Genomic DNA, 26,073 nt, shown 5'->3' with positions numbered 1-26,073 from the left:
CCTGCCTTGTGTCTTTACTTGCGCAGCAGGTCGAGCAGTCGCTGCGTCGGCTTGCCGTCCGGTGTCATCCCGTTGCGCTGCTGGAAGGCCTGGATCGCGGCTGTCGAGCCTGAGCCGAAATTGCCGTCCACTTCGCCATCGTAATAGCCGAGCTGCTTCAGCCGGTTCTGCAGCTCGAACTTTTCGCTGACGTCGAGCGAACCGTCCGGGCGCGGCCAGCGCTGCTGCATGCCGCTGTATCCAGCGATCTGGTCGGCAAGAAGGCCGACGCCGAGGGCGTAGGAGTCAGACGCATTGTAGCGCTTGATGACGAAGAAGTTGCGCGTCATCAGGAATCCCGGCCCATTGCCGCCGGCCGGCATCTTCAACTCGGCCTTCTGGCCGGGATCGCGGAAGCCCTTGCCGTTGGGCCGGGCGAGGCCCAGCGCCTGCCACTCGGCCAGCGTCTTCGACTGGCCGGAATAGCGCGCGGCGGAAGCGGGAACAACGACTTCGTAGCCCCAGGTCTCGCCGCTGCGCCAGCCATTCTTCTTCAGCAGGTTGGCGGCGGTCGCCAGTGCGTCGGGTACGGAGTTCCAGATGTCGCGGTGGCCGTTGCCGTCGGCATCGATGGCGTAGAGCAGGTAGCTCGTGGGGATGAACTGCGTGTGGCCCATGGCACCGGCCCAGGAGCCGGTCAGCTCGCGGGGTGTCACGTCGCCCGACTGCAGGATCTTCAGGGCGGCGATCAACTGAGTGCGGGCATATTTGGCACGGCGCTGGTCGGCGTAGGCAAGCGTGGCCAGGGCGCGCGGCACGTAGTGCAGGCGGTCTTCCTTCTCGAGCACGGCGCCGTAGTTGGACTCCATCGACCAGATGGCGAGAAGAATGTTGCGATCCACACCAAAGTGCTTCTCCAGCGCATTCAGCGTGCGCTGGTGCTTTGCTGCCATCTCCTGTCCGACGCCGCGCGTGTAGGGGTTTACGCGTGAGTCAACATATTCCCAGATCTTGTGCTTGAACTCCGGCTGATAGCGTGCTTTCTCCAGCACCGTCGGGTCAGGCGTCTTCACGCCTGAGAAGGCCTGGCGATAGGTCTGGGCCGTGATGCCGCTTTTTGCGGCCGTCTTGTAGAAATCCTGGATCCATTGCTGGAAGCCGGCATCGGCGTGTGCAACGCCGGAGGAAAAAGGTGCGCCGACGAGGAGGAAGGTGGCTACGGAGATCCTTGCAAGGAGGGTCTTGGCCGGCTTGAACATCGCTTGTCGCTCCCGTACTCATACACGTGATATTGCGTGCGCAATCATGTGTTTTTAACGTTTGCGGCACTGCTCTACCCTGGAGCAACGTGCCGTCCTGACTACCCCGGGGGCCGCTCGGCGCCGGGTCGCATAAGATTACGAAAACGAAGTCAACAAACTCTTTACCATGCTCCCAAACGGCACGGTCCATTCTTAAAAAAATAGCAAATGGAACTTATGCCGTCCGGAAAGCTTAGGCCAAACGATCAAATCTCATGAACCGGAGATGTCAATGAGTGCCAGGAATAAAGTTCGCAAAGCCGTTTTCCCCGTAGCGGGGCTCGGCACCCGTTTCCTTCCCGCCACCAAGGCGGTGCCGAAGGAAATGCTGACGGTCGTGGACAAGCCTGTGATCCAGTATGTCGTCGATGAGGCCATCGAGGCCGGCATCGAGCATCTCGTCTTCGTAACCGGCCGCGGCAAGGCGGTCATCGAGGACTATTTCGATATTCAGGTCGAGCTTGAGCAGACGCTGCGCGAACGCAACAAGAAGGTCGAGATCGAGCTTCTCGAAGGCATTCTGCCGGCTGCCGGCATGACGAGCTTCACGCGCCAGCAGGCCCCGCTCGGCCTCGGACACGCGGTCTGGTGCGCCCGTGACATCGTCGGCAACGAGCCCTTTGCGGTGCTTCTCCCCGACATGATCATGCGCGGCGACAAAGGCTGCCTGAAGGGCATGATGGAAGTCTACGAGCAGACGGGCGGCAACGTTCTCGCCGTCGAGGAATGCCATCCCGACCAGGCCCACAAATACGGCATCGTCGGCGTCGGCAAGGAAGTGGGCGGCGGTTTCGAGATCACGAAGATGGTCGAGAAGCCGGCCAAGGGCACGGCGCCGTCGAACTTCTTCATCAATGGCCGCTACATCCTGCAGCCGGAAATCTTCAACATCCTGGAAACCCAGGAGCGCGGCGCCGGCAACGAGATCCAGCTGACGGACGGCATGCTGAAGCTGCTCGAAAAGCAGGGCTTCTCGGCCTACCATTTCCGTGGCGAGACCTACGACTGTGGCGCAAAGGATGGCTTCATCCTCGCCAATGTCGCTTTTGCGCTCGCCCGTGCGGATATCCGCCCGTCGGTCGAAGAGCAGCTGAAGGCGCTTCTGGCGCGCTGAGCGACAGCAAGGCGTGATGTAGATGCGAAGGGCGCTCCGCAAGGGGCGCCTTTTTGCATTTGCGGGCGGATCAGCGGCGCAGCGTCAGGCCGACGCCAATGCGGGCGACATCGGTGGAGGTGCCGACGGCGGGCGTGGTGCGTTCGAGCGAGACGTCGCCGGTGAGCGCAAGGTAGCGCGAAAGGTTCCAGGTGAGGCCAGCGCCGGCGGAAAGCACGCGCTCGTCGGACGCCGTGCTTCCCGAGGGATAGTTGCGGAAGATCACGCCCCCTGCCAGGCGGGCGACGACGCTGTCGCGCAGCTGGTGGGTTATTTCGCTCGACAGCGCATAGGCGACGTAGCCGCTCTGGCCTGCGGTGGTGGACGGCTCCACCGTGGTTGCCAGCCGGAGCGCAACATCCGTTCCGCGCTGCGGCGACCAGTTCATCAACCCGTCGAAGGTGATGGCGTCGATGGCGGCAAGGCGCGCATCGTCGAAGCGCACGGTCTCGTAGCCGGCCCCGATCTCGCCGCGCAGCTTTTCGCCCAGATCCACCTGCACGCCGGCCCGGCCGGCATAGCTTGTGGCGGAACGTTCGTAGCCGAGGCTGTCGGTTCTGAGATCATAGAGCGTGCGGCCGACCGAGGCTTCCAGGAAGGGGATCAAGGCGGGCGAGAGCTCGTAGCCGATCCGGCCGGTCACTGTTGCGGCGTTGCGGTCGCGGTCGGTCAACGACAGGGTCGTGCCGTTGTCAAGCGCGACGCTGCCATAGGTCTTGCGGTCGAAGCTGGCGTTCAGCGACCCGCGGATCAGGCCGAAATCGCGGGTGATACCGGCGCCGAGACGGTAGGTGTCGATACCAGCCTGTTCAAGCGCGTTGGCCACCGCATTCGGATCGGTGGCGCTTTCGCGCTCGAAGCCGTAGCCGGCCGAAAGCGTCGCCGTCGTATCATCGCTGAGGTCGAGGCGCAGGCGCGCGTCGATATTGCGGCGCGGCTTCTCGTCGCCTGTGCCACTGATGTTTTTCTGGAAGATGCCGTCGCCGGTGATCGACAGCTCATGGCGCGACCAGTCGGAGGTGAGCGTCCCCTTGAGGCCGGTCTCGATGTAGCCGCGCGTGCGCCGGGTGCCGCCGCTGCGGGTCGTTTCGCTGTTGTAGCTGGTGGATAGTGCCGGCTTCAGGATGAAGCTGCCGACGCGGATGCCGGGTGCGGAGCCGTCGTCGAGCCGTGTGCGCTTCGCCAGACCATCGACGGTCGATTCGCGCAGGTTGAGGCGGCCCGCATCGCCGGCGAAATCCGGGTCGGTGACAAGACGCGGTTCGCGGCCGAGCGACGCCGTCGCCTGCGGATCGATGGTCGCGGCGTTGCCGGCCGGCGCGGTGGCAGTTGTTGCGGCGTTCGTCGTCGTCGCCGTCGTGGCCGCGGTCGTGTCGACATCTGCGTTGGCGGCTAGTGCCAGGGCGCTGGTCGAGGGGGCCTGCTGGGCGAGCGCGCCGGTGGATGCGCCACAGGCTGACGCGCAAGCGAGCAGCGAGGCTGCAAGAAGCCTGCCTTTGCGATCCCTGTCCATCCTGAGAGAGGCCATGCCGTCGAACCCGGTTGCATCCATGAAAACGGTCCCGCGCGGTGCGCGCACCGGGAGGGACCAAATCTTGCACAAACGTAAATCGACGTGGTTAATGCGGCGTTAACCGGCTGGACGGCATGCGCATTTTGAAGTTGTCAGGCGGGCTCCACGCGCAGCGTGCCGTTGGTGCCGCCGGTGACGCGCACGCGGGTTCCGGCAGCCACGTCCGGACCTTCCACGGACCAGACGGTGTCATCGAGCCGGATGCGGCCGCGCCCCTCGGCAATGGGCTGTTCCAGCACCGCCGTGCGGCCGATGAGGCTGGCGGTGCGCTGGTTGAGGTGCGGCTCGTCCGAGCGGCCATCCGCGCCGCCGAGCAGTCGCCGGCCGGCAAGCGTGGCGGCAATCGACAAGAGGGCGAAGACGATGACCTGCACATGCCAGGTCCACCAGCTCGTTTCCCAAAGCGCCAGCGAAGCCAGCCCTGTCAGCAGGGCGGCAATGCCGATCCAGACGAGGAAGACGCCCGGCACCACGACTTCGGCCGCCAGCAACACGAAGCCGGCCACCCACCAGATCCAGGGGCCAAGTTCCAGGATGATGCGGGCGATCATGCCGGATCCTCATTGCGCGGCGGGGCGGGGAAGATCACGCTTGCCGGCTGCGGCGTCGTGCCGGCCTGCGGGGTGGACGTGCGCGTGCGCGGCGCGGGGCGGGCGGGTTGCGCGGCGGCGTCGCCAAAGACCTCGCGGGCGATGGCGCCGATGCCGCCCAGCGAGCCGATCAGGGCGGAGGCCTCGATCGGCATCAGCACGACCTTGGAGTTTGGCGCCGAGCCGATGTCGCCCAGCGCTTCGGTGTATTTCTGCGCCACGAAATAGTTGATGGCCTGCACGTCGCCCGAAGCGATGGCTTCGGAGACGACGCGGGTCGCCTTGGCTTCCGCCTCCGCCAGTCGTTCGCGGGCCTCGGCGTCGCGGAAGGCCGCCTCGCGCTGGCCTTCGGCCTGCAGGATGGCCGATTGCTTGGCGCCTTCCGCGCGCAGGATCTGCGCGTTTCGCGCACCCTCGGCTTCCAGCACCAGCGCGCGCTTCTCGCGCTCGGCCTTCATCTGCCTTGCCATGGCGTCCACCAGGTCCTTCGGCGGCTGGATGTCCTTGATCTCGACGCGGGTGATCTTGATGCCCCAGGGATTGGCGGCTTCGTCCACCACCTTCAGCAGCTTGTCGTTGATCGTGTCACGATTCGAGAGAAGCTCGTCCAGGTCCATCGAGCCCATGACGGAGCGGATATTGGTCATCGTCAGGTTCAGGATGGCGTTTTCGAGGTCGGCCACCTGATAGGCGGCCTGGGCCGCGTTCAGCACCTGATAGAAGGCGACGGCATCGGCCGAGACGCTGGCATTGTCGCGGGTGATGACTTCCTGGGTCGGAACATCCAGAACCTGCTCCATCACGTTCATGCGGGCGCCGATCTTGTCGATGAAGGGCACGATCAGGTTGAGGCCGGGCTCCAGCGTGCGGGTATAGCGGCCGAAGCGCTCGACCGTGTAGCGGAAGCCCTGCGGCACCGTCTTGATCCCCGCAAAGAGCACGAGGATGACGAGGACGACGAAGGCGATGACGACGATGTCGGAGCCGGAAAGGATGCCGAGATCCAGGATGTCCATGGGTTTCTCTCCTGCCTGAGGCGCGCGGACGGGTTCTGGCGCGCGAAATCATGCGGCGTCAGCAGCCGCAGGGCGGGCCGGCCGCGGATCGGCGCGGCCCTTTCTCAAGACGTGGCAGGTAGGGCGCTTATTTGCAAGGGACGCCAGAAAAGCGCGAGCCTCAGATCCAGCCCTGAAGTTCGCGGCGCACGATATGCTCCAGCACGCTCATGCCCTCGGGGCTGTCGTTGAGGCAGGGGATATGCGCGAATTTCTCGCCGCCATTGTGCAGGAAGCTCTCGCCGGCTTCGCCCGCTATTTCCTCCAGCGTTTCCAGGCAGTCGGAGACGAAGCCCGGATTGAGGATGGCGATGCGCTTGATGCCGCGCTGGGCGAGTTCTTCCACCGTCTTGTCGGTATAGGGCTGCAGCCACTCCTCCGGCCCGAAGCGGGACTGGAAGGTGACCATCAGCTTCTCCTTCGACCAGCCGAGGCGATCGCGGAGCAGACGCGTCGTCTTGTAGCACTGGCAGTGATAGGGATCGCCCTTCATGAAATAGGATTTGGGAATGCCGTGATAGGAGGTCAGCACCACCTCCGGCTCCCAGTCGAGCGTTGCCAGATGCTTCTCGATCGAGACGGCCAGTGCATCGATATAGACGGGGTCGTCATGGTAGCGCGGCACGGTGCGCAGGGCCGGCTGCCAGCGCATCTTGAGGAGCGCCTTGAAGGCCTCGTCGTTGACGGTCGCAGTCGTGGCGGCGGCATATTGCGGATAGAGCGGGAAGAGCAGGATCTTCTCGCAGCCGTCCTTCTGCAATTCGTCCATCTTGGAGCGGATCGAGGGCTGTCCGTAGCGCATCGCCCAGTCGACGCGCACCTTCGGGTGATCGGCGAAGGCGGCGGCGAGCTTGTCGGACTGGCTGCGCGTGTAGGTGCGCAGGTAGCTTTCGTCGAGATCGTGGTTCCAGATCTCCTCATAGGCCTTGCCGACCTTCTGCGGGCGCTTGTTCAGCACGATGCCGAAGAGGATCGGATACCAGTAGAGCGGCGACCATTCGATGACACGCCGATCCATCAGGAATTCCTTCAGGTAACGGCGCATGGACGTGTAGTCGGTGCCGTCAGGCGTCCCGAGATTGACGATGAGCACGCCGACCTTGCCGAATTTCACGGGCGGGTGGTTCACGGCGGTCATGGCGGCAATCTGCGCCGCGGTCTCGGCATCCGTCGGGTTCATGGTCATTCCTGTCTCGGCCACCTGCGGGCCTCGTCTTGTCATGGGGTTGTGCGGGCCTATACGGCACTCAGAAGGCACGGTTCACGGATCTTGCATAAAATAAACGGCGGCCCGGAGAAAGTCCGGACCGCCGAACCTATGCTGCGTCCAATTGGTCGCGCTGCGTTTGCCCCGGCTTATTTCGCGGGGATGACGATTTCCTTGCCGATATGCAGCGCGCGCGGGTGCGGATTGCCGTTCGCTTCGGAAATTCGCTTCCATCCGAGGCCGTTGCCGTAGGTCTTTACGGCAAGATCCCAGAGCGTGTCGCCGGCGACGATCCGGTGCGTCTCGTCCTTCGGGGCCGCCGCGGTTTCGGCCGGCGTCGTTGTGGTTGCCGGAGCCGCGGTGGTGGTGGTGGCCGGCGCCGTTTCTGCCGGCTTGGCGGTGCTGTCTGCCGTTGCCGGAGCCGTCGTCGTTGTGGCCGGTGCGGTTTCAGCAGGCTTTGCGGTTGCATCCGATGCAGCCGGTGCCGTTTCGACCGTCTTGGCGGCGCCCTCCGTCGTCGTGGCGGGAGCGGTCTCTGTCGTGGTTGCTGCCGGCGCCGTGCTTGCCGTGCCTGCGACTTCCGTTATCCGGCCGTCGGTGTAGGGCTTGTAGGGACGGTTCTTTTCGAGAAAGGCGGCGACCGTATCCTCGAGGCTCGGGCCGAAGTCATAGGCGTTCTGGCCATCGGTGGCGAAGACCTTGTAGCCGTCACCGCCCGAGCGCATGTAGTTGTTGGAGACGACACCGTAGGTCTTGGCCGGGTCGAGCGGCACGAAGGCATCGCCTTCCTTCACCTCGACCGAGACGATGCGGCTGCCGGCGGGCTTCGACTTGTCGAAGCTGTATTTGAGGCCCGCGACCTGCGGGAAGCGGCCGGCGCCTTCCTCGATCTTGCTCAGTCCGTTTTCGAGCGCGGCGACGACATCCGAGCCCTTCAGCTGGAACGTGGCGATCGAATTCTGGAAGGGCAGAACCGTCAGCACTTCGCCCATGGTGACCACGCCCTTGTCGATGGAGGCGCGCAGGCCGCCGCCGTTCTGAATGGCGATCACGATGCCCTGGTCCTTGACGCGGTCGAGCAACGCATCGGCCACCAGATTGCCCATGGAGCATTCCTTGACGCGGCAGGTCTCGCGGTTGCCGTCGATTTCCTCGACCGTCTCGGAGATTTCCTTCTGCTTCAGGGCCTCGATCGGCTTTCCGAGTTCGGCGATGCGGGCCTTGAAGCCTTCATCCTCGGGAACGGTGCTGTCCAGCAGCTTCGGCGCGCCCGTGGCCGAAATGACCTTGCCGGCGTCGTCGAAGGTAACCTTCAGTTCGCCGAGATACTTCGAATAGGCATAGGCCTGGACGATCGGGACATCCGTGCCTGCCGGGTTCTTGACGAGCGTCGGATAGGGACCGGCCGCCTTCTCGTCCGTGGAGGAGAGCAGCGTGTGGCTGTGGCCGCCGACGATCACGTCGATGCCGTCAACTGCGGCGGCAATTTCCTTGTCGCGCGGGTAGCCGACGTGGGAAAGCAGAACGATCTTGTTGACGCCCTCGGCCTCGATCTTCGGCACGGTCTCCTTGAGATACTTGATCTCGTCCTCGAAGGTCACGCCTTCTCCGGGCGAGGAGGTTTCGCCGGTGTCGGTGGCGAGAACCGAGACGACCGCGACCTTCTGGCCGCCGATCTCCTTGATGATGTAGCCGGGGATGCGGCCGGCGATCGGCGTGTTGGCGGCGGCGATCGTGTTGCCGGAGATCAGCGGCACCTTCAGCTTGTCGAGAAACTTCACCAGTTCCGGCTGACCGTCATCGAATTCGTGGTTGCCGACGGCCATGGCGTCGTAGCCGATGCCGTTGACGAACTCGGCGACCGCTTCGCTCTTGTAGGTGGTGTAGAAGAGCGATCCCTGAAATTCGTCGCCGGCATCCAGCACCAGCACGTTTCCGTTGGCATCGATGATCGCCTTGCGGGCCGCATCGATGGCGGCCTTCACGCGGGCCAGGCCGCCGAAGCATTCATTCTTGCTTGCTTCTGACGCCGAGCAGGTGGAATCGAACTTATTGATCGGTTCAACGCGTGAATGCACGTCATTGATGTGCAGGATGTTCAGCTCGTAATTGGCAAGCGCCGTCCCTGCGGACAGAACCAGCAGGGAAGCCGTTACCAGGCCTGCGCGAAAAATTCCGTTCATCCATGTTCTCCTGTGAAGGGGTCCCGACGTCCTGGGAGCAGACACCGTGAAAGCCGTCATACAGAGCGGATGTTTCCATTCCGCGACGGCAACTTCAAGGAAAAAGATGCTGAAACGATTCAGCTTTTACGGCAAAAAGCAGCGCGGCGGCGCATGCCGGCGACGGCTTGGATGTCAGACTTGCGGGGCCTGCTTCAGGCGCGCCGCTGCAGCGAGAACTGGGCGCCCTTGTCGGTCGTGCAGTTCAGCTGGTTCGGCGTCACCAGGGCACAATTCACCTTCTGCTGCGTGTTGCGCACGAGCGAGGTCATGCTGATCTCGACCAGCTTGTCATTGATGTTCACATAGGTGCCGGAGGCCAAGAGCTGGTTCGTATCGGTCGTGCGGGTGGAGAAGGTGCCGCCGGTGAAGGTCGAGACGATGCCGTTCGGGTCGCTCCAGGAGCCATCCACCGTGACACGCTGGGGGGCGACCGGCAGGCTGGTGCTCATCTCGCGCGGCTCGGACTGGCAGGCCGAAAGCGTCGCGGCGATCGCTGCAAGGATGAGGGGGGTCCGGATGTGCATGAGTGTCTCCCGCAGGCATGCGCTTCAACTTCTGTGCAAAGCATGCCCGGATTCACCAGCCAAGGCAAGCGCTTGGCCCCTGTTCGCTACCCAGATGGCGAGGCTTTCGGCCCGTCTGCGGCGTGAATGTCACGGCATGAAAAAGGCCCGGCTTGCGACCGGGCCTTTTCGACTGCGCCTTCGCTGATCAGCGAACGAGAATGTTGCGGAACTGCCAGGGATCGCTTTCGTCCAGGTCTTCCGGGAAGAGGCCCGGGCGACCGTCGAGCGGCGTCCAGTCGGTGTAGTGTCCCTCCACCGGGCCGAGATAGGGCAGCTGCACTTCGAGGCAGCGCTGGAAGTCCATCTCGTCGGCTTCCACGATGCCGGCCGTCGGGTTTTCGAAGGCCCAGACCATGCCGGCGAGAACGGCCGAGGTCACCTGCAGGCCGGTTGCGTTCTGGTAGGGCGCGATGCGGCGGGTTTCTTCCAGCGACAGGCGCGAACCGTACCAGTAAGCGTTCTTTTCGTGGCCGTAGAGCAGTACGCCGAGTTCATCGACGCCGTCGACCAGTTCGTTCTCGTCGAGAACGTGCAGGACCGGCTGCGGCGTGCCGCCATTGCCGAACATTTCGTGCAGCGAGAGCACGGCGTCGTTGGCGGGATGGTAGGCATAGTGGCAGGTCGGGCGGAAGGTCACGTCGCCGTCCTTGTCGCGGACCGTGAAGTAGTCGGCGATCGAGATCGACTCGTTGTGCGTGACGAGGAAGCCGTACTGCGGGCCGGGCGTCGGGCACCAGGTGCGAACGCGCGTGTTGGCGCCGGGCTGCTCGAGATAGATGGCGGCCTGGCAGCCCTTCTTGTGCTTCTTGCCGTTCTTCGGCATCCACTTTTCATGGGTGCCCCAGCCGAGTTCGGCCGGCTGCAGACCTTCGGAGATGAAGCCTTCGACGGACCAGGTGTTCCAGAAGACGTTGAAAGGCTTCGGGTTCTTGGTGCGCTGCGTGTCGCGCTCGGCAATGTGCACGCCCTTGACGCCGAGCTTCTTCATAAGCTTGGCCCAGCCCTCGCGATCGTTCTGGTCCGGCGTCTCGACGTCGAGGCCGGTGTCCTTGGCGAGGTTGACGAGCGCCTGCTTGACGAACCACGAGACCATGCCCGGGTTGGCGCCGCAGGTGGAAACGGCCGTGGCGCCGCCCGGGTTCTTTTCCTTCTCCTTGCGCAGGGTTTCGCGCAGCGCATAGTTGGTGCGCTCGGAGTTCTTCATGTTCTTGTCGAAATAGAAGCCGAGCCAGGGCTCGACGACGGTATCGATGTAGAGGGCGTCGTGCTTGCGGCACAGCTTCATCAGGTCGACGGAGCCGGTATCGACCGACAGGTTGACGCAGAAGGCCTGACCGCCGCCTTCCTTGAGGAGCGGCTTCAGCAGTTCCTTGTAGTTTTCCTTGGTGACGTGCGACTTGATGTGGCGCACGCCGTACTTTGCGAAGATCTCGGCATTTGCCGCGTCGTCGCGCGGTTCGATGACGATCAGCCGGTTCCGGTCATACGAGAAATGGCGGTCGATCAGCGGCAGGGTGCCGCGACCGATCGACCCGAAACCGATCATGACGATCGGCCCGGTAATTTGGCCGTAAACCGGATAATTGCTGTCTGACATTTTGCCTTATCTCCTGAAAATTTTCCGCCAGCCGGTGGCGCTGCTCCAGCATGCCGCCCGCGAAATTGCAGGCCCTAGAGCACAGTTTTATGTCACAAGAAAGAGGCCGGGGGTCAAGGCCCCGCCGAAACGCGGCCTCCGGAAGTGACGATTTTATTCGCCGGCTATCTGTTTCAGCGCCCTGACCAGCCCGGCGCGGCGGCTTGCGAGGCCCTTGTAGGCGGCTTCCGGCAGGCTCAGCCCCTCGAGTTCGCGGATGAAGCTTGCGGCCAATGCGGGTGCGTCGGGTGCGCGGGCGAGGATGTCGAAGGGGTCGGTGTGGATGCGGATGGTGAAGACCAGCGCGCCCGATTGCGGCAGGCGGCGCAGCGTCTGGCGCTCGATGCGGATGAAGGTGCGGTCGCGGTCAAACGGCTTCGGTTGAGCCTGCTCGCTTTCGGCCTTGGTTTTCGGCGTGTGCAGCGCGCCCGTCTCGTTGATGCTCCAGTTGAAGCGCTCGACGATCCGGTCGGCCGGCAGGCGGTCGAACATGCGGTTGACGAGTTCGGCATTGCGCGTGCCGGCGGAAAAGCCGGGCACGGGTTCATGGATCTCGTCCATGGTGCGGCCGAACTTCTCCGGGAGCGACCAAGAGGAGGGGAAGGCAACGAAGGCCGCCGTCAGCCGCCACCCCTTGGGCGACGGGCTCATCAGCACGAAATCCTCCTGCACCAGAAGGCCTGCGGCAAGGATGGGCGGCCCGGCCGCCAGATCCACGGCCTCACCGGCCACATGCATGCGGTTGCCGTCGCGGCGGTGGGTGGCGGCGTGCTCAGTTTCGAGGTGGCCGGTCAGCCAGTCCAGAAGCTCCTCTTGGGCCGGGGTGCTGTCCTCCTCGACCATGAGGACCGTGTCGCGGGTGGTCGCCAGCAGGCGCCGCTTTTCGGCGAGGTAGGCAGCCAATTCGTCGTCAGGTGTCAGCCAGGCCTCGGGTTCGATCTGCCGGAGCCCGATCGTAAAGGCCTGCGAGCGGCCGTCATAGGGCGTGTGGGCCGGTCGGTCGCGGGCCGTAACCGGCGTTCCTGTCGCCATGTCGGCCACGGCTTATTCCACCAGTTCGGCGCGGATCAGCCCGCGCAGCGAATTGCCGACGAAGACCGGCCGGCTTTTCAGCTTGGCAAGCGAAAGAACACCGCTGCGGGCCTTGCGCTCGCGGATGAGATCGGCACGCAGCACGCCGGCGAGAAGCCCGCTCGTCAGCGGCGGTGTCACCAGCATGCCGTCGGTATCCTCGATGAAGATGTTGGTGATCGTGCCTTCGCAGACCTCGTCGCGCTCGTTCAGCAGGATGACCTCGTCGGCCTCCTCCCTGGTGAACTCGGCGCGGGCGGCCTCGTAGAGATCGCGGCGCGAGGTCTTGTGGCGATAAAGCGCGTCTTCGGATGGCATGCGGGTCTTTGCGACCTTGATGCGCCAGACGGCATCCTCCGGCAGCGGCTCGAAGGGCGTGGCCGTGATCTCGATCTTGCCGCGGAAGCTGGAGACCAAGCGCACGCGTAATGGCGTCTCACCGGAGACGGCCTCGGCAAGCTGCTTCTTGGCATCCTTCGGCTGGCGAAAGCCCAGCGCATCCGCCGAGCGCGTCAGGCGGCGCAGATGCTGGTCGAGGCGCAGGAACCCGTCGCCCGGCTGCCACCGCATCGTCTCGATCAGCGAGAAATCCATTGGTCACCCACGGCAAACCGTGCCTTCAGCAGGCATTCCTCATACTCGGCCTCCGCCTTCGAATCGAAGACAATGCCGCCCCCGACATTGAAGACCGCCCGGCCGCCATTGAAAAGGGAGATGGTGCGGATCGCAACCGAAAAACGCATGGGGCCTGCCGGATCGCACCAGCCGATGGCGCCGCAATAGACATCGCGCGGTCCGGCCTCCAGTGCATGCAGGATGCGCATCGCCCACATTTTCGGTGCGCCGGTGACGGAGCCGCAGGGGAAGAGCGCGGCCAGGATCTCCGGCAGCCCGGTTTCGGGCCTGAGCTTCGCGCGCACATAGCTCACCATCTGGTGCACGGTCGGATAGGTCTCGATGGCGAAGAGCTTGGGCACGGACAGCGTGCCGACCTCGGAGATGACGGAGACGTCGTTGCGCAGGAGATCGACGATCATCCGGTTCTCGGCCTGGGTCTTTTCGTCCAGGAGCATGGCCGCGATGATCGCCTCGTCCTCCTCAGGCGAAGCGCCGCGCGGGGCCGTGCCCTTCATCGGCCGCGTCTCCAGCCAGCCCTCGGCGTCGACGGAGAAGAAGAGTTCCGGCGAGCGCGACAGGATGACGGGGCCGCCGAGATCGACAAGCGCGCCATAGTGCACCGGCTGGCGTCCGACCAGCGACCAGAAGGCGGCGCGCGGATCGCCGCTCCATGTGGCCTCGACCGGCATCGTCAGGTTGGCCTGATAGCAGTCGCCCTTGCGCAAATGGTGGTGCAGGCGCCCGAAGCGGTCGCTGTAGGCTTCGAGGTCCCAGGCGGCGCGAGGGTTCGTCAGGAATGGTGCGTTCGGGATGTTGGACGGTGCTGAGGCCAGCGGGTGGTCGTCGGCAGCAGGCGCGTCGAAAATGCCCATGGCGATCAGCGGCGTCTCGCGACCTTCCTCGATGAACGGCGAAAGCTTCTCCTCGAAGACGAAGCCGGCCTCGTAGGCGAGGTAACCCGCCAGCCACTTGCCGGACCTGCGGGCGGATTCGAGCCGCGCCAATGCCGGGCGCACGTCATTTCCCGTCCGGGCGATGATCAGATCGTCCGGCTCGGCAAAGACGAGGCTCTTTCCCGCGCGGTCGTCGCGGAAAAGCGCGTGAGGGGCATTGTCACCCATGGAAATGGCACTCTGTTCAGGCGGCCTTATCTAAAGCTTCCAGCTCGTCGATGAGCCCTTCGATCATCGACAGTCCCTTGGCCCAGAACGACGGATCGGTGGCATCGAGGCCGAAGGGGGCGAGAAGCTCCGAGTGATGCTTGGTGCCGCCGGCCTTCAGGAGGGCGAAATACTTCTCCTGGAAGCCGCTCTCGGCCTTCTGGTAGACGGCGTAGAGCGAGTTCACGAGGCAGTCGCCGAAGGCATAGGCATAGACGTAGAAGGGCGAGTGGATGAAGTGGGGGATATAGGCCCAGTAGGTTTCGTAGCCCTCGGAAATGCGGATTGCCGGGCCGAGGCTCTCTTCCTGCACCGACAGCCAGAGCTTGCCAATGTCGTCGGCCGTCAGTTCGCCCTCGCGGCGTGCGGTATGCACCTTGCGCTCGAATTCGTAGAAGGCGATCTGGCGCACGACCGTGTTGATCATGTCCTCCACCTTCTGGGCCAGCATCGCCTTGCGCTCGCGCTTGTCGGTGGTGCGCTCGAGCAGGGCACGGAAGGTCAGCATCTCGCCGAAGACGGAGGCGGTTTCGGCGAGCGTCAGCGGCGTGGAGGCCATCAGCGCCCCTTGCGCGCCGGCGAGAACCTGATGCACGCCATGGCCGAGTTCGTGGGCGAGCGTCATCACGTCGCGCGGCTTGCCCATGTAATTCAGCAGCACGTAGGGGTGCGCGGAGGGTACGGTCGGATGGGCGAAGGCGCCCGGCGCCTTGCCGGGGCGCACCGGCGCGTCGATCCAGCCTTCCTCGAAGAAGCGGCCGGCGATGGCGGCCATCTCGGGCGCGAAATCGCCGTAGGCGTCGAGCACGGTCTTCTTCGCTTCCGGCCAGCCGATCAGCGCGTTCGGGGTTTCCGGCAGCGGCGCGTTGCGGTCCCAGTAGTCCATTCTCTCCATGCCAAGCCAGCGGGCCTTCATGGCGTAGTAGCGGTGCGACAGGCGCGGATAGGCCTCGCGCACGGCGGCTGCCAGCGCATCGACCACGTCGCGCTCGACGCGGTTGGCCAGATGCCGGCTGTCGGCGATGTCCTCGAAGCCGCGCCAGCGGTCGGAAATTTCCTTGTCTTTCGCGAGCGTGTTGGTGATCAGCGTGAAGGTGCGGATATTGTCGCGGAAGGTCTTGGCCAGTGCTTCGGCGGCCTTGCGGCGGGCAGCGGGATCCGGGTCCTGCAACTGGTTCAGCGCGACCTCAAGGGGCAGATCCTCGCCGTCGATCGTGTAGCGCAGCGCCGCCATCGTCTCGTCGAAGAGGCGGTTGAAGGCGCCAGCCCCGGTCATCGATTTTTCGAGGAAGAGCTGTTCGATCCTGTCGTCCAGCTGGAAGGGCTTGTCCTTGCGCAGGTCCAGCACCCACGGCTTGTAGTGGGCAAGCAGAGGATCGGTGCCGAAAGCGGCGTCGATCACGGCGTCATCGATGCGGTTCAGCTCCAGCGCAAAGAAGACGAGGTGCGAGCCGAGTTCGGTCAGCGTTGCCTGCACGTCGCCATAGAGCTTGCCGTTCTTCGGGTCGCTGGTGTCTGAGAAATAGGTGAGGCCGGCATAGGAGGCGAGGCGGCCCATGCGCTCCTCGATCGCCTCGAAGGCGCGGATCGCGGCGCCGATGCCCTCGTCGCCGCTCTTGCCGGCTGCGGCTTCAAGCGTGCCCTTCCATCGGGATTCGAACGCCAGGGTTTCCTCGCGCACCTGTTTCATGTCGCCGGTGAATTCCGACGAGGTCGGAGAAGGATAGAGGTCGGAGAGCTTCCAGACCGGGAGATCGCCAAGCCCTGCGCCCGACGCCGCGGCGGTGGCGTCTGCCGGGGCTGCGGCACGGTCGAGGCTCGGGAGAAGGGCGGGCTGGAAGCGCATGGAAAATCTCGCGGTTATGGTCAGGGATCGAACAGGCCGTTCGCAGGCGGGACGGCTGCCATGTGGACAAGGATATGGGCCGGGTGTGCGACCTGCGCAACCGGTAAAATGCGAGTGTTTCTCCAAAGCCGATCTTCAGTCCTTTCTGGCACGACTGTCGTCATGGAACGGCACATGACGTCCCGTTTTGCACCACTTCGCCTGAGGAGAGCTTTGATGACCAAGATTCTCATTGTGGAAGACGATCCGATCCAGCGGCGTCTGCTGGTCAATATCGTCGAGAAACTCGGTTACGTGCCCTTGCAGGCGGAAAACGGCCTGACTGCGCTTGATATCATCGCGCGCAATACGACCTCGATACGCGCCGTGCTGCTCGATCTCATGATGCCGGAGATGGATGGCCAGACCTTCCTCGAGACGATCAGGCATTATGGCTACACGATGCCGATCATCGTCCAGACCGGCCAGGGCGGTATCGATACTGTGGTGAAGGCCATGCAGGCCGGTGCCTTCGATTTCGTCGTCAAGCCGCTCACCCCGGAGCGCGTCTCTGTGGCCATTACCAATGCGCTGAAGCTGGCCGCGGAAGGCCATGGCCGCCGCACTCCCGGCCGGCGTCCGCGCGGGCAGGCGGTGTCTTTCGATGACATCGTTTCGGCCAGCCCCGCCATGCTGCGCGTCATCGATCTCGGCCGCCGCGCGGCGCAGTCGAACATTCCCGTCGTGCTCGAAGGCGAGTCTGGCGTCGGCAAGGAAATGGTGGCCCGCGCCATCCAGGCGGCCAGCGAGCGGAGTGGCAAGCCCTTCATCACCGTCAATTGCGGCGCCATTCCGCAAAATCTGGTCGAGAGCATTCTCTTCGGCCACGAGAAGGGCGCGTTTACCGGCGCCAGCGAACGGCATGCCGGCAAGTTCGTGGAGGCCGATGGCGGCACGCTGTTCCTGGACGAGATCGGCGATTTGCCGCTCGACGTGCAGGTCAAGCTCCTGCGTGCCGTGCAGCAGGGCGAAATCGAGACGGTGGGCGCCAGCCAGCCGCGCAAGGTCAATGTCCGCCTCATCTCCGCGACCAACAAGGATCTGATCGAGGAAGTGCACGAGGGACGGTTCCGCGAGGATCTCTACTACCGCCTCAACGTGTTCCCGATTTCCATTCCGGCGCTGCGCAAGCGCAAGGAGGACATTCCCGTTCTCGTGCGCGCCTTTGTCGAGCGCTTCAGCATCGAGCAACGCCTGCCGGCAACGCTCGGCATTTCCCGCGGTGCCATGGCGCTGCTGACGGCCTATGACTGGCCGGGCAATATTCGCCAGCTCGAGAACGTCATCTTCCGGGCCGTGGTGCTGGCGGAGGGGCCGGATCTGACGGTTCGCGACTTCCCACAGATCGCGACTCAGATCCCGGGCTTCGTGGTTACCGAGGCGGGCAGCCTGAATGTCGGGGAGGCGGCATTGCCGGTGGTGGGGTCGGCCACACCCAATCCGCTGCCGCCCGTCTATCCGGATTTCGGCCAGCCAGACACGGCCGCCCTGCGCACGGCGGCCGCCGAAATGCGCTCGGCCAATTCCATCCTCACGCTTGATGACGGCGGCGACGTGCGCAAGCTTGCCGATGTGGAGGAGGAGCTGATCCGCTTTGCGCTGAAATTCTACCGCGGGCAGATGAGCCAGGTGGCGCGCAAGCTCGGCATTGGCCGCTCCACGCTCTACCGCAAGCTCAAGGATTACGGAATCGACCCGGACAATCCGTTGCAGAACGCCGCCTGAGACGCGGGCCGGGCCTTGCGCCCGGCTTTCCGCCTGCGCCAATCGCGCCACATTTGCCCCAACCCACGGACTTTGCAGGGGGTGGCGGCTGCTTTCCCCGATCTTCCAGTCGTTTAGACCTTGTTAGGGATCCATTCACTATATTATAGGATGGGTGACGACTGTTGCAAAAGTGCCATTGTGTCACCTTATTTCACGGTCAAAGGGGACAGAGCGGCGCATTTGTCCTGCGGACGGGGATTGAGTTTGCCAAATCTAGTCGGATTGATGACGCCTGCGGGCAAGGCGCTGAAGAGCTTGTGCGGTGCGTCGCTGAAGCGTGCGTCGCGTTTTGCCCTGGCGGTTGTCCTTGCGGCGTCGATGGTCTCCCCGGGCTTTGCCCCGCCGGTCGAGGCCGCGGGACAGACGCGCACCCTGAAGCTCTATTTCATCCATACGGGCGAAAAGGCGGCCATCACGTTCAAGCGCAATGGCCGCTACGACCAGAAGGGCCTGCAGCAGATCAACAGGTTCCTGCGCGACTGGCGCCGCAACGAGCCGACCAACATGGATCCGCGCCTCTTCGATCTCGTCTGGGAGGTCTATCAGGCGGCCGGCGCCAAGGATTACATCCACGTCGTCTCGGCCTATCGCTCTCCGGCGACGAACAACATGCTGCGCACCCGCACGCGCGGCGTGGCCAAGAAAAGCCAGCACATGCTCGGCAAGGCCATGGACTTCTACATTCCCGGCGTGAAGCTCGCGAAGCTCCGCGAGATCGGCATGCGCTTCCAGGTGGGCGGCGTCGGCTATTACCCGACCTCCGGTTCGCCCTTCGTGCACATGGATGTCGGCGGCGTGCGCGCCTGGCCGCGCATGACGCGCCAGGAACTCGTGCGCGTCTTCCCCGATGGCAAGACCATGCACATCCCCTCGGACGGAAAGCCTTTGCCGGGCTATGCCCAGGCCGTTGCCGACTACAAGAAGCGCGTTGGCGCCAATGCCATCCAGGTGGCGGGCGGTGGCGCGACGGGCGCGGGCGACGTGGAGAAGAAGCGTCCCGGCAATCTCTTCGCCATGCTCTTTGGCGGGGGCGACGAGGATGAAGAACCCGATGCCATCGCAGCCGGCGCCGGTGCCGGCGGTGATGACGAAGAGGCGCCCGCCGCGCGTGCCAAGCCGGCGCCTGTGACGGCCGTCGCCCAGAACGAAGCCCTGCCGGGCATCGAAGCCGCCCAGCCGGCCGTGCAGCCGCAGACGGAAACGGCCGAAGCGCTCAATGCGCCGGTGCCGCTCAACCGTCCGGCCTTCCGCCAGCAGGCCGAGGATCCGGGCATGGCCGTGGCGCTCGTGAACCAGCAGCAGACGGCCAGCCAGGCAGCCATCGCCGCCGTGACGGCCGAGGCCGTGCCGCCGGCAGCCGACGCTGCAACCGGCGAATTTGCCGATCTTGCCCAGTACAAGGTGCCTGTGCCGCAGGCTCGCGCCATGCTGGCGAGCCAGATGGCGGCCGCAGAGGACGCCGAGACCGAGGACGGCATCGAGCTGGCGTCCGTGCCGGTGCCGAGCCTGCGCCCGGCCGACGAGACGCTGCTGCAGAGCGTGGCCGAAGCCAACGTCGCCGTGCCGGCGACGGCCGACCGTTCGACCGTTGCGTCTGCCACCGTCGCTGCGCTCGCCCCGGTTCCGGCCGGCGAGGAGACCAGCCCGGCCCAGCAGGCCATTCTCGCCCAGCAGGCGTCCGCCGCTGCCGCGGGACCGCGTGAACTGCCGACCGAAGCCCAGACCAAGGTGGCGCTTGCCGACCCGACGCCCGAGCCGAAGTCTGTCATGGACCAGCAGCCGGCCGATCTTTCCGCCTTCACGCCGATCGGCGAGACGCCGGCCGGCCAGGGCGTCTTCCAGGCCCAGCCGAAGGATGAAATCCTGCAGCCGCAGAAGGGCGGTCGCCCGAAGAAGACCGATGCCGACGCCGCGACGCGCACGGCCAAGCGCACCGAGCCGAAGCTGACGGACAAGATCATCGCCGAATGGGCGCTGTCGACAGGCCGCATGGCGACGCTTTCCAAGCCGGTCAAGGCGCCGCGTTTCGTCAGCCGCTCGCTGCGCGCCGCGCCGACCACGGTCTATGCAGCCGGCTTTACGAGCGACCAGCCGGTGCGCATCGATACGGGCCGGTTCAGCGGGACGGCCGTGAACTTCATGGAAGTGAAGCGTTTCGGCACCAACTGAGACTTTGCGTGCGACAGTTGAACTTTACGGGCTGCCCCGCGGGCGGCCCGTTTTCGTCAGCGCTGAAATTCTTGTGATACGAGGCTCAATGCCGCCGCTTTGGCGGCTTTTTGATCTGACGGGTTTCTCACGTCAGCCGGTTGGCTTTTCCGCAACAAAAAGGGCGCCCGCAGCGCCCCTTTCTTATTCCATGCCGAGTGCGGCCATATAGGTCTGGAGGATCGTTTCCTCCTCGATGCGCTCGTTGGCGTCCTTCTTGCGCAGGCGGATGATGGTCTTCATGGCCTTGGTGTCGTAGCCACGGCCCTTGGCTTCGCCGAAGACGTCCTTGATGTCATCCGCGATCGAGGCCTTCTCTTCTTCCAGCCGTTCGATGCGCTCGATGAACTGGCGCAGTTCGGCGGCGGCCACATTCTCGACTGCTGCGGTTTCTTCCATTGATCGCTCCTGTCCGCGTCTTTTTGTTCGGGCCCGTCATCTGCCGCTTTGCCGCCCGCCGGTCAAGGGAGATTGGCCTGGTTTGGCACAACGGACGATGGGTGGCGCGGGAGGTGGCTTGAAAGAATGGCCGAATTTCGTTTGCGCCTGCCTGTGGGCGGGCTGTTGAAAACGAGGACTGCGCTATTCCTGCGGCCGATTGCGCTCGAAGGCCTGCTTCTGGGTGTCGCTCGCCTCGCGCTGGTGCTTCTCGCGCCATTCCTCGTAGGGCATGCCGTAGACGTGTTCGCGCGCGGCATCCTTGTCGATCGGATGCCCCGCCTCAGTCGCGGCGTCGCGATACCAGTTGGCCAGGCAGTTGCGGCAGAAGCCGGCCAGATTCATCAGGTCGATGTTCTGCACGTCCGACCGGTTGGACAAATGGGAGAGCAGGCGGCGGAAGGCGGCCGCCTCGGCATCGCGGATCTCCCCGGCGCTCATCTCGTTTGCAGGCCCGGTCGCAGGCGTCTGGTCGCTCATGTCGTTCTCCTTCAAGGATCCGTGTCGTAGGGGCCGGTGCGCGAGGCGTGGCGCTCGGCGCGGTGGCAGTCGGCACGCGCGTTAAGCGCCTCCAGCACCGGGGCGAGGCGGGCTTCCCAGCTTTCGACGCCGGCCGCGTCGGCGATCAGGTCCTGCCGTACCTCGATCAACGCGTGCGCCAGGCCCGCGACCATGCAGTGGCGGTAGAGCGTGTCGCCGCGCAGCGCGCCGTCATAGGGCTCGTTGTCGCCGACGACGATATCGCCGGGTGCTGCCAGCGCGTCGAGAAGCGGGGTCACGGCGCGGGGATCGCTGTCCCAGAGCACGCCGACATGCCAGGGGCGGGCGACACCTTTCCAGTGCGGCGTGAAGGAGTGCAGGGAGATGACGAGTGGCGCCTTGCCGGAGGCCTCCGCCACACGGGCGATCGTTTCGGCCACGGCCTTGTGGTAGGGGCGGTGAAAACGGTTGAGACGGCGCTCGCGCTCGCCATCCGGCAGCGGATGATTGCCAGGGATGATCGCACCGTCGGAGAGGCGCATGATGAGGGTCGGATCGTCCTCGCCGCGATTGGGATCGATGACGAGGCGCGAGAAGCGCGACAGCACGGCGGGAACGCCAAGTCGGGCGGCGAGGCGGCGCGTCAGCGGCTCGATGCCGATGTCGTAGGCGATGTGGCGGGCGAAGGCCTCGGGCGGCAGGCCGAGATTGTCATACTCGGCGGGTACAAGATTGGTGGCGTGGTCGGCCAGAATCACCAGGCCGCGCGTCGCATCTCCCTCGATCGTCTCGAATGCCGTGATGTCTTTAACCATTCCCTTCGATCCTGCTGCCATCTATGCCATGATGCTGACGCGGTCTGATCGCATGCGTCAGGTCAGACCGCAAGGCTGGGCGGGAAACGAGGGCGGCGCGACTGGTTTCCTGTCATATAAATCGATTAGAATTGTCGTTGACATTCGGGGCGGCGCGTCGCAAGAACGTCCTGGGCAAATCGGAGCGGAGCCCTTTGGAAGCCGTGACTATCAAGACGTCCTTCAAAACGCGCCTCGGCGGCCTGTCATTCGGCTGCATGAGTCTTGCTGCTGCCGCACTCGCCGTCCCGCTGTTTGCCGCCGATGCGGCGCGGGCCGATTTCCGGGTGTGTAACGGCACGCAGAATCTGGTCGGCGTTGCGATCGGCTATCGCGCGAAAGAGGGTTGGGTGACCGAAGGGTGGTGGCAGGTGCCCGCCACGACCTGCGCCACGCTGATCGAGGGCGAGCTGAAATCGCGCTACTATTATCTCTATGCCGAGGACGCCGCGCGTGGCGGGCGCTGGACGGGCGACGTGCAGATGTGCGTGGCGGAAAACCTGTTCAAGATCACCGGCGTGCAGGATTGCTTCGCGCGCGGCTTCCAGCGCATGGGCTTCAAGGAATATGACACGGGGCGGCAGGGCAGCTGGATGGTTCAGCTTTCCGATACCCCCGGCAGCACTCAGGAAAGCAACTGATGAGACGCAACAGGAAAGCGAAGATCCTCGCCACGCTCGGGCCGGCCTCCAGCGAGGAGGAGATGATCCAGAAGCTGCACGAGGCGGGCGCGGATCTCTTCCGCATCAATATGAGCCATGCCAGCCATGACCTCATGCGTACGCTGATCCAGCGCATTCGCAACGTCGAGGCGCGCTGTGGCCGTCCCATCGGCATCCTCGCCGACCTGCAGGGTCCCAAGCTGCGTGTCGGCAAGTTTGCCGAGGGCAAGGTGGAGCTGAAGCCCGGCCAGACCTTCACGCTCGACAGCAACGAGGCGCTGGGCGACAACACGCGCGTCTTCCTGCCGCACCCGGAAATCCTCGAAGCCGTGAAGGCCGGCCACCGCCTGCTGATCGATGACGGCAAGCTGCACCTGAAGGCCGAGAAGGCCGATGGCAAGAGCATCGTCTGCACGGTCGTCTCCGGCACCAAGATCTCCGACCGCAAGGGCGTGAGCCTGCCCGATACGCTGCTGCCCGTCGGCGCGCTGACGGAAAAGGACCGCGCCGACCTCGACGCCGTTCTCGAGACGGACGAAGTCGACTGGGTCGCGCTCTCCTTCATCCAGCGTCCGGAAGACCTGTCGGAAGTGCGCAAGGTGGCGCGCGGCCGCGTCGGCCTGATGTCGAAGATCGAAAAGCCGCAGGCCATCGAGCGGATCGACGAAATCATCGAGCTCTCGGACGCGCTGATGGTAGCGCGTGGCGATCTCGGCGTGGAAATGCCGCTTGAATCCGTGCCGGGCCTGCAGAAGCAGCTGATCCGCGCCTGCCGCCGCGCCGGCAAGCCGGTGGTCGTGGCCACCCAGATGCTCGAATCGATGATCTCCGCGCCGGTTCCGACCCGCGCCGAAGTCTCCGACGTGGCGACCGCCGTGTTCGAAGGTGCGGACGCCGTCATGCTTTCGGCCGAATCGGCTTCGGGCGAATATCCGGTCGAGGCCGTCTCCACCATGGCGTCGATCGCCGAGAAGGTGGAACGCGATCCCCACTATCCGGGCATCATCTATGCCCAGCGCACGCCGCCGGAAGCGACCGGTGCGGACGCCATCTCGCTAGCCGCCCACCAGATTGCCGAGACGCTCAAGCTGTCGGCCATCGTCTGCTACACGGCTTCGGGAAATACGGGCCTGCGCACCGCGCGCGAGCGTCCGCAGGTGCCGATCATCGCGCTCTCGCCGGTCATCCAGACCGCGCGTCGTCTGGCTGTGGTGTGGGGCATGCACTGCGTGGTGACGGAGGATGCCTCCGACCTCGACGACATGGTCAACCGCGCCTGCCGTATCGTGGCCACGGAAGGCTTCGGCCAGCCGGGCGACCGCATCATCATCTCCGCCGGTGTGCCGCTGCGCACGCCGGGCGCCACCAACATGCTGCGCATCGCCTATATCGGCTCGGACGGTATCAGCGGCGTCTGAGACGCCCCGGCATCATTTTACAATCGAGGCCGTTGCGGTCTCATCGGCAAGGCGGGCTCCGGCCCGCCTTGCGAGCATCTGGAGGTCGCGATCCCGCCCGGCGACCTTCTCGATGGCCGCGACCGCCACGTCGGTCGCCATGTAATCCGGCTTGTGGCCGAGATGAGCAATCCAGACCAGTTCCGATCCCTTGATGTCACGCGCAAGGCTACGCGAGTGGATGTCGGCGAGCACAACGTCGTCGCTGTCGCCGGTGATGATGACGGTCGGGGCCTTGATCTCCGGGTAGCGCGGGGAAACCCGCGTCACATAGTCGAGCAGGTTGGCAATGTCGGTCGCGTTGTTGCGGAACGTGTCCGGGCGCAACACCAGCTGCGGCGCGGTCTTCGCCACATAGTCGGCCGGCGGGTGGTTGGGCGCAAAGACGGCGGCGGAAATCTTGTCCAGCAGCATCAGGCCGACGGGCGTGGCGATCGCGTTGGCGAAGAGCCAGCCGGCGACCGGGGTGCTGGCGACCGTGTAATACCAGGTGATGCCGCCCGGCCAGGGGTGTGTGGCCGGCGACAGGAAGACCAGGCCTTGGACCATGTCGGGATGGCGGAGCGCGAAACTCGCGACCACGGCGCCCGCGAAGGAATGGCCGACGATGATCGCCTTGCGGATGCCGCGCTTTTCCATCAGCCGGGCGATGGCGTCGGCCTGTCCGTCCGGCCAGGCGTTTTCCGGCCCGCCGCGCTCCGAAAAGCCGTGTCCGGGGCGATCGACGAAGAGCATCTCGGCGCGGCCCTCCAGCAGTGGCCGGAAGGGCACCATCTGGTCCAGCATGTTGCCGCTGGCGCCGTGGATGAAGACGATGGGCGGCAGGTCGGCGGCGGGGCCGGCGGGCACGAGCACGCTGTTCATCCGGAAACCGCCCACATCGATCCGCTCGCCGGGATCGGGGGCCGACGCCGTCAGGCGGCGTGCTTCCCACTGGCTGAACAGGATGGCGGCCCCAAAGGCGGCGACGATGACGAGAAGGACAATGGCGAGGAGCTTGAGCATGCGGCCTATACGAATGTGGAGGATGTCTGGACGTCGGCCCGGCGAGGCGGTGTTGCGGGCGCGCGTGATCCGCCCCGCATGACAGCGAGAGCTGATATGGCGCTTTAGCGGAAACGGTCAAGCATCCTGAGCATCGCGCGGCGCATGTCACCGTCAAGCGATGACGGTTCGGCCTTTGCGGGGAGGGTGGCGAGAGACGTCGGCTTTTCCGGTCGCCATGCGGCTGCGAAGCGCCGTTTGTGTCAGGTCCGGCTTCCGGCCAGCTTCTCCTCAAGGTCGCCCACCTGTTTCTGGGCGTTGCGCTCGGACGGGTAGACGTCGAGGAACTGTTCCCACGCCTTCAGCGCCAGCTCGTCCTTGCCGGCGGATGACAGGATGGCGGCCATGCCTGCCAGTGCACCGAAGTGGCGCGGCTCCAGCGCCAGCACGCGGTTGATGTCGGACATGGACTTGCGATAGTTTCCCATCTGGTAGTGCAGCGTGGCGCGGCGGTTCCAGCCTTCCACATAGGTGGGGTCGAGGGCGACGACCTGGTCGAAGAGGTCGAGCGCTGCGCCGTTGCGCTTCTCGGAAACGGCCTTTTCGGCCCACTGCATGAGGAGATTGATCGAGGCGCTGCCCGAATCGGCCCATTCCATGCGGATGCGATTCGCGATGTCGGTCGCCTTGCTGTCGTCACGCGCGCGCTTCAGTTCGGTGAAGAGATCGTCCAGCTTCTTCTTGTGCGCGATGACGGAGGCCGTCGCCGGCGTCTCGCCTGCCGTCTGGGCGAGCAGAGGGGTTGCCGTGAGGGCGAAAAGAAAGCTGAGAATCGTCAAAAAGCTTCGGCGCATGAGCGGTAGGGTACCGCGCCATGCGCCGAAGGCAATTCACAAAATCTTATCGGAAAGCGATTTCGAGGAAATCGCCGGCCGCAGCCTCAGCCCTGACGGGCCTTGAAGCGCGGGTTTTCCTTGTTGATGATGTAGATGCGACCCTTGCGGCGGACCAGGCGGTTCGCGCGGTGGCGGGTCTTCAGCGACTTCAGCGAATTCTTGATCTTCATTGGTCTGGTCCGCGTATTCATGGGGCCTAACGTCGTCTGCGACGCGGGGCCTTCGTGTCTGACAATCAAAAGCGCGCCTCACGCGCGCTTCCAAGTTGGGCAGGCTGATAACCCGGCGGTCTTCTTGTGTCAACCATG

23 protein-coding genes are annotated in these 26,073 nt (G+C 64.7%); 5 read left to right on the top strand and 18 right to left on the bottom strand.

Annotated features, from left to right (window positions below):
• Window positions 1–14 precede the first annotated feature (14 nt).
• Entirely contained in the window at window positions 15–1,238 is a 1,224-nt protein-coding gene (locus tag ACED18_RS08595) for a lytic murein transglycosylase (RefSeq protein WP_377290902.1), read from the bottom strand.
• A 274-nt stretch (window positions 1,239–1,512) separates the two neighbouring features.
• Here ACED18_RS08595 and galU point away from each other — a divergent pair, with 274 nt between their 5' ends.
• Window positions 1,513–2,394, top strand: a complete 882-nt coding sequence (gene galU, locus ACED18_RS08590; protein ID WP_377290900.1) for a UTP--glucose-1-phosphate uridylyltransferase GalU — start codon at window positions 1,513–1,515, stop codon at window positions 2,392–2,394.
• 70 nt (window positions 2,395–2,464) lie between these two features.
• Here the strand turns inward: galU and ACED18_RS08585 are convergent, their stop codons facing one another.
• The 11 genes from ACED18_RS08585 to ACED18_RS08535 all read right to left on the bottom strand — a co-directional run bounded on the left by ACED18_RS08585 (window position 2,465) and on the right by ACED18_RS08535 (window position 15,980).
• Window positions 2,465–3,985, bottom strand: coding sequence for an outer membrane beta-barrel protein (locus ACED18_RS08585; RefSeq protein ID WP_377290898.1), 1,521 nt, complete (start codon window positions 3,983–3,985; stop codon window positions 2,465–2,467).
• A 113-nt stretch (window positions 3,986–4,098) separates the two neighbouring features.
• Window positions 4,099–4,557 (bottom strand): NfeD family protein, encoded by a 459-nt coding sequence (locus tag ACED18_RS08580; protein ID WP_377290896.1) that lies wholly within the window; start codon window positions 4,555–4,557, stop codon window positions 4,099–4,101.
• Complete coding sequence (locus tag ACED18_RS08575) at window positions 4,554–5,612, bottom strand: SPFH domain-containing protein (RefSeq protein ID WP_377290894.1); 1,059 nt, start codon at window positions 5,610–5,612, stop codon at window positions 4,554–4,556. Before ACED18_RS08575 ends, ACED18_RS08580 begins: the two co-directional genes overlap by 4 nt.
• A gap of 160 nt (window positions 5,613–5,772) precedes the next feature.
• On the bottom strand, window positions 5,773–6,789 hold the full coding sequence (gene hemH, locus ACED18_RS08570) for a ferrochelatase (RefSeq protein ID WP_377291131.1): 1,017 nt from the start codon (window positions 6,787–6,789) through the stop codon (window positions 5,773–5,775).
• Between the two features lie 218 nt (window positions 6,790–7,007).
• Complete coding sequence (locus tag ACED18_RS08565) at window positions 7,008–9,041, bottom strand: 5'-nucleotidase C-terminal domain-containing protein (protein ID WP_377290892.1); 2,034 nt, start codon at window positions 9,039–9,041, stop codon at window positions 7,008–7,010.
• A 194-nt stretch (window positions 9,042–9,235) separates the two neighbouring features.
• Window positions 9,236–9,607 carry an outer membrane lipoprotein Omp10 gene (omp10, locus tag ACED18_RS08560; protein WP_377290890.1) on the bottom strand — a complete coding sequence of 124 codons (372 nt, stop codon included), beginning with the start codon at window positions 9,605–9,607 and terminating at the stop codon, window positions 9,236–9,238.
• A gap of 187 nt (window positions 9,608–9,794) precedes the next feature.
• Window positions 9,795–11,246, bottom strand: a complete 1,452-nt coding sequence (locus ACED18_RS08555) for a homospermidine synthase (RefSeq protein WP_377290888.1) — start codon at window positions 11,244–11,246, stop codon at window positions 9,795–9,797.
• Between the two features lie 153 nt (window positions 11,247–11,399).
• The gene (locus ACED18_RS08550; protein WP_377291129.1) at window positions 11,400–12,317 is read right to left on the bottom strand and encodes a DUF3445 domain-containing protein; all 918 of its coding nucleotides are present in this window, start codon (window positions 12,315–12,317) and stop codon (window positions 11,400–11,402) included.
• Window positions 12,318–12,329: 12 nt separating this feature from the next.
• The gene (locus tag ACED18_RS08545; protein WP_377290886.1) at window positions 12,330–12,950 is read right to left on the bottom strand and encodes an aminotransferase class IV family protein; all 621 of its coding nucleotides are present in this window, start codon (window positions 12,948–12,950) and stop codon (window positions 12,330–12,332) included.
• A complete protein-coding gene (locus ACED18_RS08540; RefSeq protein ID WP_377290884.1) occupies window positions 12,935–14,095 on the bottom strand; it encodes an aminodeoxychorismate synthase component I in 1,161 nt (386 codons plus the stop codon). Before ACED18_RS08540 ends, ACED18_RS08545 begins: the two co-directional genes overlap by 16 nt.
• 16 nt (window positions 14,096–14,111) lie before the next feature.
• Window positions 14,112–15,980 carry a M3 family oligoendopeptidase gene (locus tag ACED18_RS08535; RefSeq protein WP_377290882.1) on the bottom strand — a complete coding sequence of 623 codons (1,869 nt, stop codon included), beginning with the start codon at window positions 15,978–15,980 and terminating at the stop codon, window positions 14,112–14,114.
• Window positions 15,981–16,196: 216 nt separating this feature from the next.
• On the opposite strand from ACED18_RS08535, the gene ACED18_RS08530 reads away from it, so the two are divergent.
• A complete protein-coding gene (locus ACED18_RS08530) occupies window positions 16,197–17,744 on the top strand; it encodes a sigma-54-dependent transcriptional regulator (RefSeq protein ID WP_377290880.1) in 1,548 nt (515 codons plus the stop codon).
• A gap of 246 nt (window positions 17,745–17,990) precedes the next feature.
• Window positions 17,991–19,955, top strand: a complete 1,965-nt coding sequence (locus ACED18_RS08525) for a DUF882 domain-containing protein (protein ID WP_377290878.1) — start codon at window positions 17,991–17,993, stop codon at window positions 19,953–19,955.
• 183 nt (window positions 19,956–20,138) lie between these two features.
• On the opposite strand, the gene ACED18_RS08520 is transcribed toward ACED18_RS08525, so the two are convergent.
• The 3 genes from ACED18_RS08520 to ACED18_RS08510 all read right to left on the bottom strand — a co-directional run bounded on the left by ACED18_RS08520 (window position 20,139) and on the right by ACED18_RS08510 (window position 21,727).
• The gene (locus ACED18_RS08520; RefSeq protein WP_377290876.1) at window positions 20,139–20,393 is read right to left on the bottom strand and encodes a DUF2312 domain-containing protein; all 255 of its coding nucleotides are present in this window, start codon (window positions 20,391–20,393) and stop codon (window positions 20,139–20,141) included.
• 183 nt (window positions 20,394–20,576) lie between these two features.
• Window positions 20,577–20,873 (bottom strand): DUF1244 domain-containing protein, encoded by a 297-nt coding sequence (locus tag ACED18_RS08515; protein ID WP_377291127.1) that lies wholly within the window; start codon window positions 20,871–20,873, stop codon window positions 20,577–20,579.
• Window positions 20,874–20,923: 50 nt separating this feature from the next.
• A complete protein-coding gene (locus tag ACED18_RS08510; protein WP_377290874.1) occupies window positions 20,924–21,727 on the bottom strand; it encodes an N-formylglutamate amidohydrolase in 804 nt (267 codons plus the stop codon).
• Between the two features lie 257 nt (window positions 21,728–21,984).
• Here ACED18_RS08510 and ACED18_RS08505 point away from each other — a divergent pair, with 257 nt between their 5' ends.
• Together ACED18_RS08505 and pyk are read left to right on the top strand one after the other, a co-directional pair.
• Window positions 21,985–22,407 carry a DUF1036 domain-containing protein gene (locus ACED18_RS08505; RefSeq protein ID WP_377291125.1) on the top strand — a complete coding sequence of 141 codons (423 nt, stop codon included), beginning with the start codon at window positions 21,985–21,987 and terminating at the stop codon, window positions 22,405–22,407.
• Window positions 22,407–23,846, top strand: coding sequence for a pyruvate kinase (gene pyk / locus ACED18_RS08500; RefSeq protein WP_377290872.1), 1,440 nt, complete (start codon window positions 22,407–22,409; stop codon window positions 23,844–23,846). The genes ACED18_RS08505 and pyk overlap by 1 nt, the downstream gene beginning before the upstream one ends.
• Window positions 23,847–23,858: 12 nt before the next feature.
• On the opposite strand, the gene ACED18_RS08495 is transcribed toward pyk, so the two are convergent.
• The 3 genes from ACED18_RS08495 to ykgO all read right to left on the bottom strand — a co-directional run bounded on the left by ACED18_RS08495 (window position 23,859) and on the right by ykgO (window position 25,935).
• Window positions 23,859–24,890, bottom strand: coding sequence for an alpha/beta fold hydrolase (locus ACED18_RS08495; protein WP_377290870.1), 1,032 nt, complete (start codon window positions 24,888–24,890; stop codon window positions 23,859–23,861).
• Between the two features lie 242 nt (window positions 24,891–25,132).
• Window positions 25,133–25,723 (bottom strand): tetratricopeptide repeat protein, encoded by a 591-nt coding sequence (locus ACED18_RS08490; protein WP_377290869.1) that lies wholly within the window; start codon window positions 25,721–25,723, stop codon window positions 25,133–25,135.
• Between the two features lie 86 nt (window positions 25,724–25,809).
• A complete protein-coding gene (gene ykgO, locus ACED18_RS08485) occupies window positions 25,810–25,935 on the bottom strand; it encodes a type B 50S ribosomal protein L36 (RefSeq protein WP_149738097.1) in 126 nt (41 codons plus the stop codon).
• Window positions 25,936–26,073 lie beyond the last annotated feature (138 nt).

The sequence above is a fragment of the Rhizobium sp. SG2393 genome (assembly GCF_042610495.1).
Lineage (GTDB): Bacteria > Pseudomonadota > Alphaproteobacteria > Rhizobiales > Rhizobiaceae > RU20A.
The sequence above is the reverse complement of the archived record's forward strand: the minus strand, read 5'-3'. Positions and strand labels throughout refer to the sequence as shown.

Excerpts from the sequence above, each read along its gene's own strand:
- ACED18_RS08595 (WP_377290902.1), bottom strand. The coding sequence starts at position 1,238 with ATGTTCAAGCCGGCCAAGACCCTCCTTGCAAGGATCTCCGTAGCCACC.
- galU (WP_377290900.1), top strand. The coding sequence starts at position 1,513 with ATGAGTGCCAGGAATAAAGTTCGCAAAGCCGTTTTCCCCGTAGCGGGG.
- ACED18_RS08585 (WP_377290898.1), bottom strand. The coding sequence starts at position 3,985 with ATGGATGCAACCGGGTTCGACGGCATGGCCTCTCTCAGGATGGACAGG.
- ACED18_RS08580 (WP_377290896.1), bottom strand. The coding sequence starts at position 4,557 with ATGATCGCCCGCATCATCCTGGAACTTGGCCCCTGGATCTGGTGGGTG.
- ACED18_RS08575 (WP_377290894.1), bottom strand. The coding sequence starts at position 5,612 with ATGGACATCCTGGATCTCGGCATCCTTTCCGGCTCCGACATCGTCGTC.
- hemH (WP_377291131.1), bottom strand. The coding sequence starts at position 6,789 with ATGACCGCCGTGAACCACCCGCCCGTGAAATTCGGCAAGGTCGGCGTG.
- ACED18_RS08565 (WP_377290892.1), bottom strand. The coding sequence starts at position 9,041 with ATGAACGGAATTTTTCGCGCAGGCCTGGTAACGGCTTCCCTGCTGGTT.
- omp10 (WP_377290890.1), bottom strand. The coding sequence starts at position 9,607 with ATGCACATCCGGACCCCCCTCATCCTTGCAGCGATCGCCGCGACGCTT.
- ACED18_RS08555 (WP_377290888.1), bottom strand. The coding sequence starts at position 11,246 with ATGTCAGACAGCAATTATCCGGTTTACGGCCAAATTACCGGGCCGATC.
- ACED18_RS08550 (WP_377291129.1), bottom strand. The coding sequence starts at position 12,317 with ATGGCGACAGGAACGCCGGTTACGGCCCGCGACCGACCGGCCCACACG.
- ACED18_RS08545 (WP_377290886.1), bottom strand. The coding sequence starts at position 12,950 with ATGGATTTCTCGCTGATCGAGACGATGCGGTGGCAGCCGGGCGACGGG.
- ACED18_RS08540 (WP_377290884.1), bottom strand. The coding sequence starts at position 14,095 with ATGGGTGACAATGCCCCTCACGCGCTTTTCCGCGACGACCGCGCGGGA.
- ACED18_RS08535 (WP_377290882.1), bottom strand. The coding sequence starts at position 15,980 with ATGCGCTTCCAGCCCGCCCTTCTCCCGAGCCTCGACCGTGCCGCAGCC.
- ACED18_RS08530 (WP_377290880.1), top strand. The coding sequence starts at position 16,197 with ATGACCAAGATTCTCATTGTGGAAGACGATCCGATCCAGCGGCGTCTG.
- ACED18_RS08520 (WP_377290876.1), bottom strand. The coding sequence starts at position 20,393 with ATGGAAGAAACCGCAGCAGTCGAGAATGTGGCCGCCGCCGAACTGCGC.
- ACED18_RS08515 (WP_377291127.1), bottom strand. The coding sequence starts at position 20,873 with ATGAGCGCCGGGGAGATCCGCGATGCCGAGGCGGCCGCCTTCCGCCGC.
- ACED18_RS08510 (WP_377290874.1), bottom strand. The coding sequence starts at position 21,727 with ATGGTTAAAGACATCACGGCATTCGAGACGATCGAGGGAGATGCGACG.
- ACED18_RS08505 (WP_377291125.1), top strand. The coding sequence starts at position 21,985 with ATGAGTCTTGCTGCTGCCGCACTCGCCGTCCCGCTGTTTGCCGCCGAT.
- pyk (WP_377290872.1), top strand. The coding sequence starts at position 22,407 with ATGAGACGCAACAGGAAAGCGAAGATCCTCGCCACGCTCGGGCCGGCC.
- ACED18_RS08495 (WP_377290870.1), bottom strand. The coding sequence starts at position 24,890 with ATGCTCAAGCTCCTCGCCATTGTCCTTCTCGTCATCGTCGCCGCCTTT.
- ACED18_RS08490 (WP_377290869.1), bottom strand. The coding sequence starts at position 25,723 with ATGCGCCGAAGCTTTTTGACGATTCTCAGCTTTCTTTTCGCCCTCACG.
- ykgO (WP_149738097.1), bottom strand. The coding sequence starts at position 25,935 with ATGAAGATCAAGAATTCGCTGAAGTCGCTGAAGACCCGCCACCGCGCG.